The organism is Altericroceibacterium xinjiangense (genome assembly GCF_003958635.1).
In the GTDB taxonomy this organism is placed as follows: domain Bacteria; phylum Pseudomonadota; class Alphaproteobacteria; order Sphingomonadales; family Sphingomonadaceae; genus Altericroceibacterium_A; species Altericroceibacterium_A xinjiangense.
Genome location: NZ_RSEK01000003.1, coordinates 1 through 12,666 on the forward strand (window position 1 = coordinate 1; position 12,666 = coordinate 12,666).

Below are 12,666 nucleotides of genomic sequence, written 5' to 3' on the forward strand. Positions count from 1 at the left end.
CGCCATCGCCGCTCCTCCGCGGGCGGCTATCGGCCCCGATAACTAACCGGACAAGGCGACCTCTAGGCCACGCTTACCATACTACCCGGCCATCCTCGCCAGCAAGTTGCGCACGCTGGATGCATGCCACTTGCCCTTGCCGGTCGGGGTGCGGATCTGCTCATCGTTGAGAGCAGAGGCAAGGGCGCCGAGAGACTGGTGTCCCTCCGCCCGTAGCCTTTCTACCGTCGGCCGAAGACCATCGGCGAATTCGTTGGCCTGAGATGCCTTTGCCTCTGCCGCCATCGCATTGGCTCCCTGATAGCGCCGGAGCGCGGCCGCCCCGTTCGGATTGCCCAACTTCTGCCCTCGCGCTTTGGCAGCGGCCAGAGCCTCCTTGGTGCGCTTTGAGATCGCCTTGCGCTCTGCCTGGGCAACAGCCGCAAGAATGTGCACGGTCAGCTCATTGGCATCCGGCATGTCGGCGGCAATGAACTTCACTCTGCTATCCTGCATGGTTGCTAGGAAAGCCACGTTGCGGCTGAGGCGATCCAGCTTGGCAACCACCAGCGTTGCGCCGGTCAGCTTGCACCGCTCGATTGCCTTCGCCAGTTCGGGCCGATCGTCCCGCTTGCCGCTCTCGATTTCCTCGAAGGGCGGGGCGATCAGGTCCAGTCCTCGTTGCCGGCAGCATTCCTCGACGGCCCTCCGTTGCGCGTCCAAGCCAAGGCCGCTCTGCCCCTGTCGCTTGGTCGAAACCCGGTAGTAAGCAACCGCTCTATCCATGCTGCTGGCTCCGTATAACTTCCAGAAACGAACGTTAGCGGATATTGTATGGCAGATTACAAGCGAGTGAGCGAGCGGTTTCTCACCCCACTGGAGGCTAACAGGCGGGCCTTCGCCGGGCCGCCTGCGGTCGGAGGCTGGGCAAGCCTCACGCGCGTGCGTACGCGATAGCTGTTGCGTGGGGGCGGGGCAGGCGCAACAGGCCTTCACCAGCAGCTGACAGGCGAATGAGTGCGCAGCCCCATGGCTATGCTGGATGGGCGCGACCGGTGCACAATGGGGTGAGGGACTGATGTCCGCGATGCCTGATGTCTCGATTGCTCGACCCCCAGGCTTAGACGTCCGAAACGCCTCGCGGCTCAGTTGCTATCGATAGCAGAGGCGGGGATGCAGCCGCAACGACGTTTTGGCTGGGCCGAATGTGGCGCAGATCCTTACTGTTCCCGGTCGGTGCAGTCGGTGAAGTCAGTGATCCAGCATTATCTTCCTACGCGCTCTCTCACGCGCACGTACGCTTTATGATTTTCAATGGGTTAGCTGTTTTGGTGTGGGAAGGCTTAAATGGCAGATCACTGACTTCACCGATTTCACGTATTTTGGCGGGGCACGCCGGGCCTACGTGCGCGGACGTAGTCGACACGGAGCGCAGAATTTGAAAGGACCCGCCCAGGGCAAAGGGGGTCTTTATGCGCTTTTGCACAGCAGTTATCCAATAGGCGAGTTTTACTCGGCGGGTGAGAAGCGTGTGAGAACGCTCGAAAAGCTGCGTGAGCTTCGGTCCTTTAGTCGCGAGCCTTCACCGTCCGACCAGCATTTCGGCAGCGACGATCGCGTCACGAGGCGAAAGGGTCTTTTTCGCATAGATGGCACAACGCCTGCCGTTGACCTTAAACAGACCGTCCTTCGCATCGCGGTTTCGAACCACGCTGTATCCGCACTCCTCAAGCCGGTGGGGGATCTTTCGGCTATTCTTCCGGTCGGAGAGGAACGCCCGGTACTCCTCGCATGCCGCCGCGGCTATGGAGACGATCGTTACCGCATTTGGATTTCCGAGCGTGTCGAGCGCGTCGGCGAGTTCGGCGTTCTCCGGCGCTTGGTTGGATGAGACGATGTCCCAGAAGGCCGGCGTCTTCGGGGGTGGAGCCTTGGCGTCGAAGCTATCAAGCGACTGTGTGGCGAGGTACGCGGCGACGTGCTCGATCCCGCCGTCGCGGTACCAGCAATACAGTCCGGTCCAGTAATCGGCCGGGAACGTATCGCGGCTGCATTCCGACCAAGCGACATAATGCCGCCGATCGTCGGCCGGCAGATAGATGCCGTCTGTCTTGTGGTTGGTCGTGATGATCACCCCGCAAACGTTGAAAACGGCATACTCGCGCACGTGCTTCTCATCGACGCGCAGCACGTCCGGCGGGGCGGCCGTGTAGGTCTTCATATGATCGTAAAATGCAAACCTATCCACGTCGCCAAGGTCGCGCGCCTCGCTCACGCGAAGGATCACCGATTTCACGAAGCCATTGAACCGCCCGAGCATGTGTTGCGGTGAGACTTCGGCGAAGTTCCACGGTCCGATCGCTGCCTTTACCGGCTCGAGGATCGTGTCCTTCCCGATCCCTTGCGCGCCGCCCATGACAATCGCATGGTTGATCTTCTCGTGAGGCCGCTGGACGCGGTGCGCCAGCCAGTTGATCAAGTGCTCGGCATCGTCCGGATAGATCCGCCGAACGTGTTCCAACCAAGGTCCTGCCTTGCTCGCGTCGCCGTCGATCTTCGCTGGTGGCCGGTAGAGATTGAAGACATTGCAGTCGGGGCGGCGGATCCATCCTCCGTCCGAGATAAGCCGGTCGTGCACGATCTGCGGTTCGCCGGGCGCCCAGGTCATCTGCTCGACGGGACTGTTCTGATCGAGCCAGCTGCTCGCGTTCTGCTGTTTCGGTTTGTCTTTGTCGTCGAGGATAGGGTCTCCGAACCGATCCTTGAACACGACTGGCGGGATACGGGAGTTCACACTCGCCGCCGGCCAGAACTCACCTGTGGGCGCGAAGATGTAGGAATGCGACGGCATGTAGGCGTGGAAGTCAGAGAGGCGCACGCCGCTCGCGTCGATTTCCGGGCATGCCTCCAGCGACGGCGTCGGATCCAATTCCCCAGCAGCCCAATCCGGCATTTCCTGCCAGCCTGGATCTTCCGAGCGCCAGTCTTTGGCCGTGGACTCGCTCACCGCAGGCCCTCCATCAGCTCGGCATTGAAGTCCTTCGCACCGACCGGGAAGAAGGCCCGAGCCATTAGGCCGCGCCCAGCGAACGAGGCTCGCGCTTTCTCGGCTGCCTCTCGTCCCGCCTGATCGGCATCGCCGCCGATTGCGACGGAGTGCACGATTGGCGGGAACTGCACCGCCGGCAGCATGGACGCTCCAGCAGCCACCCAGGCTGCCCGCCCGAGTTCCTGCTGAAGCGTCAGTCCATCCTCCAAACCTTCACACACGACCATTTCCTCGGCCGCAGGCGCCAGGCGGATGGCCCCGCCTGCCACTTTTCCGAGCGAGAGCTTCGCCTTCGGCACGGCCGCTTTCCCGGTGCCAGCCTCGTTCAAGTAGGTTCGCTGGATCCCGCAAAGGCGGTTGTCCGGCCCGGCGATCGCGGCGACTAGACAGGGGTAATCCCGCCCCTTCTTTCCGTAGCGCAGGCGCAAGAACCGGATGGTCGGCGGGATCGGAAGCGTCAGACCACGCGAGCGAAGATAACTCTCAGCTGGCGTCCCCGCAGCTGGGATAGCTTCACGCCATATCGCCCGAGCCTCGTCGCGCCGGTCTAGTTTTTCTACCGATGCGGTTGGCTCAATCTCGATCGAAGGCAAATCGCCGCCGGTGAGCATGGCCGCAGCTTCGCGCAACCCGACATTGTGAGCGCGCTGCACGAAGTCGAGAACGTCGCCCGATGCCCCGCAACCGAAGCAATGGAAGCGGCGCCCACCGTCGAAAATGGTGAAGCTGGGGGACTGGTCCGAGTGGAACGGGCAGCAAGCCTTGAACTCGTGCCCGGCCTTCTGCAGCTTTGTCACCGGGCCAACCACTTGAGGCAACAGATAGTCCCGACGGATCACTTCCATGTTCAGGAGATCAGCCATTGTGGGGCTCCTGCATGTGCAGCGGCGGGTAGATAGGCCTTGCGGAAGTTTTGAGCAGGTCCCGTATGTTCCTCTCGGCCTCGCTCAGCGTCGGGACTGTCCCGAAGCTGGTGAATCTCCAAGTGGGGATTGACGCGCCTGGCATCCACACGCCCACGTCCCAGCCCTCCTCCGTCTGCACAGCGCGAAACCCGATCGGCATCAGGTCGACCGAGATCACGCGACCATCAGAGTGGAAGTGGATCTGAACAGGGGTGGCAGTTTTGTACTGAAGCTGATCCTTCCACGCTGGCCGCGTAGGCTCGACCAAGTGCAACGCTGGTCTTGTCTGCTCAACGGAGTTCGTGTATTGGTCCACCCGATCGCCGCCAAGCTGATCAGAGCCGCCCCTGCCCGGGCGGCTTTTTCGTTCAGGAGTTCGGGGCATGGGCGCTCACCTCCCGAGTTGACGTGAACCGAGGACGGCTCAACACCCATGCGTCCAGATCATCTCTCTGGTACCGGACGAACTTGCCCAGCTTCCGAAAAGGCGGGCCATCGCCGCGCCATCGATACTGCGCTAGCGTAGCCGCCTTGAAGCCGAGATAGTTGGCGGCTTCTTCCGCCGTCATCATCTTGCTCATTGCCGTTTCCTTCGCTCTGCGATGCAGTGATTTCGCATCGCCTCGCGTCTGCTTCTACGGACGCCCAGAGAGCGTCGTTACCGCCGTCAGACGATGCCCGATTAGTTGTGAAGGGCGCGTCACTGGCGAGACCGGAAGGCTTCCTCGAGCTCTGACTTTCGGAAGTAGAGCTTCCTGCCCTTACGGATGCAGGGCAGCAGTCCGTTCTCGACCATGTGATAGATCGCACGGGGTTTTTCGCCGATGTAGTCAGCGGCTGCTTTCGCGCCGCCGAGAAGATCATTCGCTAGCATTGCATTCTCCGAAAGGTAAAAGGTGCCATTACCCTAACGTACGAATTGCTTCCGTCAATTCCAAATGGTAGCGATGCCCTTTCATGGCGTGCGGGATGGGCGTTTGATGGATCTCAGTTTTGCCCAAGTGGAGAACGCACTTGCTCTCACGCACGGCATTGTGGACGAGAAACGGTCGGCCTTCGCCAGTCGCTTGAAGCACTTGCAGAAGCTCGGATTTCCGCCCGGAACCAACACTGGGCGAGGGCGCGCCGCGAACTACCGAGCTGAACACCTCTTCCTTTTGGGAGTTGTGCTCGAGCTCAATCAGCTGGGTGTATCGCCTGAAAGGGCGATCGCCGTCGCGCAGGCAGGCCTGCCCAGCATAGCCAGAGGCATCCGAAACATAATCCGAGCTGGTCCACCGAGTGGTGGGAGATCAAAGACCTTTTTCTTTGCGTTCGACCCGGCGGTCCTTGCTGATCTCATGGGGATGGACACCGATGAGCAACGAAAGTCGATTTCGGCCCGCTGTATTGGTTTGAAGACGTTCCGAGGGGCAATCGAACGATGGGGTGAATGGGGGCTAAGGCGTCTTGCTCTTGTCAACCTGTCGCAGCTCATCTGGGATTTGGCAGAGTTTAGCCAAGGTTCGCCGACTGAGCAGAAAGTGTTCTTCGAAGATCTGTTCTTGTGGGCAGAGACAGTAGTTCGGCCAGATGGCGATACGTAAGCGCACCTGGACCGCCCCGGACGGCACTCCGAAGCAGGCGTGGCTTGTCGATTACCGCGACCAGGCAGGCAAGCGCCGGTTTAAGCAGTTCGCCCGCAAGAAAGATGCAGACGCGTGGATCACGCAAGCGGCTTGGGAAGTCTCGAAAGGGGTCCATACTGCCGACAGCCAATCTTCCACAGTCGCCGCCGCCGCGAAGCTATGGATCGAGAAGGCCGAGCAAGAGGGCAGGGAGCGAGGAACGGTCCAGCAGTACCGCCAGCTCTCGAACCTCCATATCGTCCCCCTGCTGGGCACTGAGCGCCTTTCCCGGCTCAATCGGCCCCGCATCGAGGCTTACCGCGACGAACTGCTGAAAACTCGCTCCAAGGCGATGGCCGGCAAGGCCGTCCGGGCGCTGTCCAGCATCCTGACCGAAGCACAAAGGCGTGGGCTGGTTGCTCAGAACGTGGCCCGCGACGTGAAGGTCGTTCGCTCGTCACGTGAGAAGGGCAAGGTCGAGATACCGGCCAAGGCGGAACTGAAGGCCCTCTTGGACAACGCCGCCGATGATTTCCGGCCCCTAGTTATGACCGCCATCTTCACCGGCCTGCGCGCCTCTGAGCTGCGCGGGTTGCGCTGGTCGGACGTGGATATGAAAGGCGGCTCGATCACCGTTGTGCAGCGTGCCGACAAGTTCGGGGAGATTGGCTCGCCCAAGTCGGAGGCAGGGCACCGGACCGTTCCGATCCCGCCCGCGCTGATCACTGAACTGAAGGCGTGGAAGCTGCGCTGCCCCAAGGGCGAACTCGGCTTGGCGTTCCCGAACACAAAGGGCGGAGTGCAGAACTACGAGCATCTGCTGCGTCGGAAGTTCTTTCCCCTCCAGGTCGAAGCCGGGATCTGCAATCAGGTGGGCAAGGATGACAAGGGCGAGCCGATCCTGAAGGCCCGCTATGGCTTCCATGCTCTGCGCCACGTCGCTGCAAGCGCGTGGATCAAGCAGCGGATCGATTTGAAGCGCCTGCAGGTCTGGATGGGTCATTCCTCGATCCAGATCACGCTCGACACCTACGGCCACCTGCTGGCCGATGCCTCAGGCGATGCCGCATTGATCGCGGCGGCACAGGCGGAGTTGCTTGGCTAGATGCAACATGGATGCAACATGATATGGGCAAAGCCAGCTTTATCTAGGAGCTGCAGAAGATTCCTAATCTGGGGGCCATGGGTTCGAATCCCGTCGGGCGCACCATTCCCCTTCAGTGTCATGGTTGCTGCCCTGAACTAAGTGCGCGCGCCTGGTTGCGAACGCGGCTGATCACACCCCGTCTCCGCAACCTCCCCCTATCGCGCGGCGTCCGCTCGTTCGCGGATCTTGCCTAGCGAGCGATCAGCCGATGCGACCAGGCGCTGCGAGTCGATCTGCGTCAGTTGGCTATCCCGCTTCACGACATTCCCGCCAACCATAACCGTGCTGACGTTCTCGGGCCTTGCCGAGTAGACGAGAAGTGACGAAGGATCGGACACAGGGAAGCCCATGTTGAGGGCTTGCGTGTCGATCAGGATCAGATCGGCGAGCTTTCCTGGCTCCAGCGACCCAATGCGGCTGTCCAGCCTGATCGCACGGGCTGCCTCGATTGTTGCGAGTTCCAGCACCTGGCGCGGCAACATTGCGAGTTCATCGCCGCTGACGGCTGCCTGCACCAGATGACCCGCCCGCATGACCGCGAACATGTCGGGTGCGCCGGCGAGAGCGCCATCGATGCCGAGTCCGACGCGGCTGACCCGGTCGGTATAGTGCTTCAGCCGGGTGAGGCCGAAGCCGACCCGCTGTTCGGTGATCGGGGTCAGCGCGATCGCGGAGCCTGCGTCCTGGACTGCGCGCAGAGCCTCAGGCTCCGCACCGGTTGCATGTACGAGCACCATGTCCTGCCCCAGCAGACCGCGTGAAATCAGCAGGTCCAGCTGGTCTGGCCCGCTGTCGCCGCTGATATGCGTGGAGACAGGCAAACCGATCGCGCGTATACGGCGAAGCTCCTCCAGCGCAACGGACAGGACCGCCTCACCCGCACTGGCGGTGGGCGTGCGCCAACCGAGTCCAAGATCGATCGGCGCCTCGCCCGCCCAAGCGGCGCGGTTCCGATGCAGGCTTGCAAGATGATCGATCGCGAGCGGGACATCGGGCGCCAGCTTGTCATGCCCGGCGTAAAGGAACCGCGCCCGGATTCCCGCATCGATGAGGCCGCTCAGTGCTGCTTCGGCATCTTCGGGCGTACGGATGTTGTCGCAGTAGGCAAGGGTGGTGGTAATGCCCGCCTCCAGCGCTCCGGCTGCGCCGAACAGCGTACCGATGCGCATGTCCTCGGGCCGATAGGCAGCGCCGAGCCGCTCGGTCAGCCGGAAATAACGCGTCTCGGGGGAGCGGCCGAACAGCCCGCGCATCTGCGAAAGCCAGAGGTGATTGTGCGTGTCCACGAAACCGGGGAGCAGGATCTGGCCACGCGCGTCGATGACCTCGGCTCCGTCGGCCGCGAGCCCGATGCCGACAGCGGCGATCTCGCCCCCGCGTACCAGAACGTCCGCGCGCGGCAGGTCTCCGGCTGCGCCCATCGTCATCACGTAAGCGTTGCGGATGAGAAGCGGCCGCGGCACACGCGGTTGCGGCAAGACCCGCGCAGAGCATGTCGCCAGCATCGTCGCCGCAGCGCTTTTCAGAAATAGGCGGCGGCCCAGCGGAAGACAGTCGGCCGACTGCACTATTCCTGTTCCCGTGCACTTGCCGGAGAGTTGTCCAGCGCGGCGAGCAGCTGCGCCCCGAACCGGTCCGGCGCCTCAACCTGCGGGGAATGGCCGAGATCGGCGAAGGTCACGAGCCGCGCATCCGGAATGCGCTGCGCTGCTGCGGGCGCCAGTTTCGGGATGGGCCTTAACCGCTCTGCCACTTCGGGCGGGGCCTGCCCCTTGCCGAAGGTGGTCGTGTCCAGCATTCCAATCATCAGCGTCACGCGCATGGTCAGCCGCTCAAGATGGTGCGAGACGGGCTGCGTCAGGATCATCTCGCTGGTCTTGGCCTGCGCGAAAGCGACGTCCTCGCCATTTTCGCTTGCGTATTGGCCCGCCAGCATCGTCACCCAGCGATCGTAGCGCGGCTGCCATTCCCCGTGATAATAGACATTGCGCTGATAGGCCTTGATCGATGCGAAGTCCTTCTCGCGCTCCTGCGTGACCAGCTCGTCCAGCGGGAGGTAAGGCACACCCTCGGCCGTGCGGTCGGTCAGGCCGAGCGGATTGACCAGCACCAGGTGATCGACCGCTTCCGGGTACATGAGCGCGAAGTGCATCGCCAGCATGCCGCCGGTGGAATGACCGATCACAATCGCGTCCTCGACACCGCGCGCTTTCATCAACTCTCGCGTGGAATGGGCCAGCATCGCGAACGTATATTGCGCCTCCCGCGGCTTGGATGACTTGCAGAACCCGATCTGGTCAGGGATCAACACGCGGTATCCAGCCGCCAGCAGCGCGCGCCCGGTGTCTTCCCAGGTCGCGCCGCAGAAATTCTTGCCGTGGAGGAGGACAATCGTGCGACCATTGGACCGTTCCGGCGCCACATCCATGTAGGCCATGTGCGCAGGCGTGATGCCGACGGTAACGGGGAACTCCCGTACGGGCCAGGGATAGGCGAAGCGTTCGAGATTCGCTCCCAAAGCAGGCGCGGCGTTTTCCTGCGCCTGCACGGGCGCCCCTGCACACAGGACCGCAGCAAGAACGGAAATCGCGAATGTGCTGCCCGAACGCCGCATGTCAGCTCAGGAAATTGGCTGAGCGTCCGGCATTCACGTCCAGCGTCATTCCGCTGATGTGATTGCTTTCCGGGCTGGCGAGGAACACCACGGCCCGGCCGATCGCCTCCGGCTGGGTCTGGTCGACCGGCAGGACGTTGCCCTCACGTGCATCGCGATCGGCTTGTTCCTGCGTTTCCTCGGTCCAGCGGCCGCCGACGTCTCGATAAGCCATCGTCGTCTCCACCGGACCCGGCGCCACCGCGTTGACGGTGATCCCCTCCGGACCGAGGTTCAAGGCCGCGGCTTTCATCACGCCCGCGGCACCCCACTTGGAAGAGCCATAAGCGAACAGCGGAGTGCCCGAACGCCCGGCAAGCGAGGTGGTGACGATGATCCGTCCTCCGGGCCGGGGAAGCACGTCGGCAGCCGCCTTGATCGTATTGGCTACCCCGCGGACGTTGACGGCATGAATGGCGTCGAAGACGTCGGGCTCATAGCTGGCAAGGCTGTCCTCGGCGATGTTGATGCCCGCGTTGGCGTGGACGATGTCGAGCCGTCCGAACCGCTCCACCGCTTGGGCAACCGCCTGCTGCAAGGCCGGCAGGTTGCGCACGTCGGCCACGATGGGGAGCGCCCGCACACCTTCCGCTTCCACCATGCGCACCGCCTCGGCCAAATCCTCACGCGAGGCCAGGGGGTAGGGCATGAAGGAAAAGGCATCGGGGTCGGCAATATCGAGCAACGCGACATCGGCGCCGGCTTGGGCAAGCGCGACCGCCGTGGCGCGTCCAATGCCGCGAGCGGCTCCTGTGACGAGCGCAGCGCGCCCTACCAGCGGTTTGCCCGTGGTAGGTGCGGATCCAGCAGTCGGCGCTGCTTGCGCAACAGGGGGTCCCGCAGCGGCGGCAGAAGCGGCCGCGGCGGACAGGATCAGGGTTCGGCGGTCGAGATCGGTCATGGGCGCTGTTCCTCCTCAAACTTTTGCTGAACGACAGGCGCACACAGCAGCGATCTTGCCGGTGGGATTTGCGCCCCGGCTCCAGCGCGGGTGAGGCTTACCTATTCGGCCTGCGCCACGATCCGAACCGGTACCCCTTTGGCCGCAGGCGTTTTCGATAGCTTGTCGTGATACCACAACGGGATCAGCGGGTTCATTTCCGGGTAGTATGCACCAAGAGTGCCGCGGGGCAGGTCGAAGGGGGTGACTGCAAGGCCATCCACCTGACGGTGGACGCCATCCCCGGCATCGCTCACGAGCGAAACCGTCTGGCCTTCCTGCAGTCCCGCCGCTTCGATTTCCTCCGGGCTCATCAGCAGGACGTCGCGCGTGCCGTCGATGCCGCGGAGGCGATCGGAATACCCGTAGATGGTTGTGTTGAACTGGTCATTCGACCGCATGGTGATCAGCCGGAAGCGTCCCGGCTCATCAGGGACGCCCATGGCCGACAGCGTGTCGGGCGCCGTGAATTCGGCCTTCCCGCTCTCGGTCTCCCAGATCCGCTCGCGCGCCTTGTTGCCCTTGTAGAAGCCGCCGGGCGTGAACAGCCGCTGGTTGAAGTCCTTGAACTTGTCGGGGTAGGTCGCTTCGATCAGGTCCCGCACCTTCGCGTAATCCGCAACCCATTCGTCCCACTTGACGTTGGGGTTCGGCGGCAAAGTGGCCTTGGCAATCCCGGCGACGATCGCAAGTTCGGGAAGAAGATGCTCGCTGGCGGGCTCCTTGTTGCCGACGGAGCCATGAATCATGCTGAGGGAATCCTCCATCGTGACCGCCTGCTGTTCTTCGGAACGGCCGCAGCACGGAAGGAGATAGGCGACCTCCCCGTTGATCAGGTGACTTCGATTGAGGCGGGTCGCGATCTGTACCGTCAGGCGCATGTCCGACCATGCCGCTTCCATCTTCTCACGCTCCGGAATGGCGCGCACGAAGTTGCCGCCAAGGCCGATGAACGCCCTTATCGAACCGTCGAGGATGCCCTCACACGCCTCCACGGTGTTCACGCCTTGCTTCGGGGGCGGATCGAAGTCGAACAGCGCCTTCAGGCGATCATAGGGGACGAGGTCGGGCTTCTCGGAAATGCCGACGGTCCGCTGGCCCTGCACGTTGGAATGGCCGCGCACGGGCGAGATGCCGGCACCCTCGCGCCCGATGTTCCCGCGCATCAACAGCAGGTTCACGAGCATGCCGATGGTCTGCGACCCGTGGACCTGCTGGGTCACACCCATGCCGTAGATGCCGATCACCTTGTCGGCTTCACAATATACGTCCGCTGCGACCGCAAGATCGCTGCGCGAAATCCCCGACTCTTCCTCGATCTGTTCCCACGAAGTGGCGTCGACCTTCGCCTTGAACTCCTCGAAGTGAGCGGTGTGCTGTTCGATGAAGTCGACGTCGAGCAGGTGGGTTCCGGTTTCGGCCCACTGCTTTTCCTCGCGCTCCAGCACGTATTTGCAGAGCCCCATGATCACCGCGATGTCGCCGCCCGGGCGGACCTGGCAGTACAGGGATGAAATCTGTGTCGACTTGGAAGTGACCATCTCCACCGGGCTCTGCGGGTTCGCGAACTCGATCAGACCCTTCTCACGCACCGGGTTGAAGGTGATGATCTTTGCGCCGCGCTTCACTGCCCGCTGCAAGGGATGCAGGAAACGCGGACTGTTGGAACCGGTGTTCTGGCCGAAGAAGAACATCGCGTCGCACTTGTCGATGTCTTCCAGGGTGCAGGTGCCGACCGGCGACCCTGTGACTTTCTTGAGGCCGACCGAAGTCGTCTCATGGCACATGTTGGAGCTGTCGGGCAGGTTGTTGTGCCCGTAAAGCCGCGCGAACAGCGCATAGCAGTAGGACGTTTCGAGACTTGCCCGGCCCGAGGCGTAGAATACCGCGGATTCGGGATCGAGCGCCCTCAGTTCGGCGCCGATCGCCTGGAATGCCTCACCCCAGCTGACCGGCACGTACGTGTCGCTCGCCCGATCATACCGCATCGGATGGGTGAGGCGTCCCGTCTGCTCAAGATCATGGTCGCTCCAGCCCTTGAGTTCGGTGACGGTATGTTCGGCAAAGAATTCGGGTGTCGCGCGGCGGCTCGTCTGCTCCCACAGGGTCGCCTTGGCGCCGTTCTCGCAGAATTCGGCGATGTGCGGATGCGCAGGCTTCGTCCAGGCACAACTGACGCACATGAAGCCACCCGGCTTGTTCTGCCGCCTGAGCAGGTCGAAGGCTTCAGGGCCGTCCACCTCTTTCCCGAAAATCCGGGCGATGCCCTTCAGCGAGCCCCAGCCTCCGGATGGTCCTTCATAGTGGACCGCATCCTCATCCTGGTGGGTGGCGGCGTCGTCATCGTGGGCCATCTCAGGCTCCTTGCTCGGGCAGGATCACGGAA

General features: G+C 62.7%; 11 protein-coding genes. 2 read left to right on the plus strand and 9 right to left on the minus strand.

What is annotated here, in order from left to right:
• Positions 1-81 precede the first annotated feature (81 nt).
• The 5 genes from ELY13_RS03945 to ELY13_RS15525 form a co-directional block, all read right to left on the minus strand.
• On the minus strand, positions 82-765 hold the full coding sequence (locus ELY13_RS03945) for a recombinase family protein (protein ID WP_126172602.1): 684 nt from the start codon (positions 763-765) through the stop codon (positions 82-84).
• A gap of 796 nt (positions 766-1,561) precedes the next feature.
• Complete coding sequence (locus ELY13_RS03950) at positions 1,562-2,986, minus strand: primase-helicase family protein (RefSeq protein WP_126172603.1); 1,425 nt, start codon at positions 2,984-2,986, stop codon at positions 1,562-1,564.
• Entirely contained in the window at positions 2,983-3,891 is a 909-nt protein-coding gene (locus ELY13_RS03955) for a DUF7146 domain-containing protein (RefSeq protein ID WP_126172604.1), read from the minus strand. Before ELY13_RS03955 ends, ELY13_RS03950 begins: the two co-directional genes overlap by 4 nt.
• Positions 3,892-4,301: 410 nt before the next feature.
• Entirely contained in the window at positions 4,302-4,514 is a 213-nt protein-coding gene (locus ELY13_RS03960) for a helix-turn-helix domain-containing protein (RefSeq protein ID WP_126172605.1), read from the minus strand.
• A 119-nt stretch (positions 4,515-4,633) separates the two neighbouring features.
• Entirely contained in the window at positions 4,634-4,807 is a 174-nt protein-coding gene (locus tag ELY13_RS15525; RefSeq protein ID WP_126172606.1) for a helix-turn-helix domain-containing protein, read from the minus strand.
• Positions 4,808-4,871: 64 nt separating this feature from the next.
• On the opposite strand from ELY13_RS15525, the gene ELY13_RS03970 reads away from it, so the two are divergent.
• Together ELY13_RS03970 and ELY13_RS03975 are read left to right on the plus strand one after the other, a co-directional pair.
• A complete protein-coding gene (locus tag ELY13_RS03970) occupies positions 4,872-5,519 on the plus strand; it encodes a hypothetical protein (RefSeq protein WP_126172607.1) in 648 nt (215 codons plus the stop codon).
• Positions 5,506-6,645 (plus strand): tyrosine-type recombinase/integrase, encoded by a 1,140-nt coding sequence (locus tag ELY13_RS03975; RefSeq protein ID WP_126172608.1) that lies wholly within the window; start codon positions 5,506-5,508, stop codon positions 6,643-6,645. The genes ELY13_RS03970 and ELY13_RS03975 overlap by 14 nt, the downstream gene beginning before the upstream one ends.
• Positions 6,646-6,842: 197 nt before the next feature.
• On the opposite strand, the gene ELY13_RS03980 is transcribed toward ELY13_RS03975, so the two are convergent.
• The 4 genes from ELY13_RS03980 to ELY13_RS03995 form a co-directional block, all read right to left on the minus strand.
• The gene (locus tag ELY13_RS03980) at positions 6,843-8,150 is read right to left on the minus strand and encodes an amidohydrolase family protein (protein WP_206435975.1); all 1,308 of its coding nucleotides are present in this window, start codon (positions 8,148-8,150) and stop codon (positions 6,843-6,845) included.
• Positions 8,151-8,254: 104 nt separating this feature from the next.
• A complete protein-coding gene (locus ELY13_RS03985; protein WP_126172609.1) occupies positions 8,255-9,301 on the minus strand; it encodes an alpha/beta fold hydrolase in 1,047 nt (348 codons plus the stop codon).
• Position 9,302: 1 nt separating this feature from the next.
• Positions 9,303-10,241, minus strand: coding sequence for an SDR family oxidoreductase (locus tag ELY13_RS03990; protein ID WP_126172610.1), 939 nt, complete (start codon positions 10,239-10,241; stop codon positions 9,303-9,305).
• A 101-nt stretch (positions 10,242-10,342) separates the two neighbouring features.
• Positions 10,343-12,634, minus strand: coding sequence for an FdhF/YdeP family oxidoreductase (locus ELY13_RS03995; RefSeq protein WP_126172611.1), 2,292 nt, complete (start codon positions 12,632-12,634; stop codon positions 10,343-10,345).
• Between the last annotated feature and the right edge of the window lie 32 nt (positions 12,635-12,666).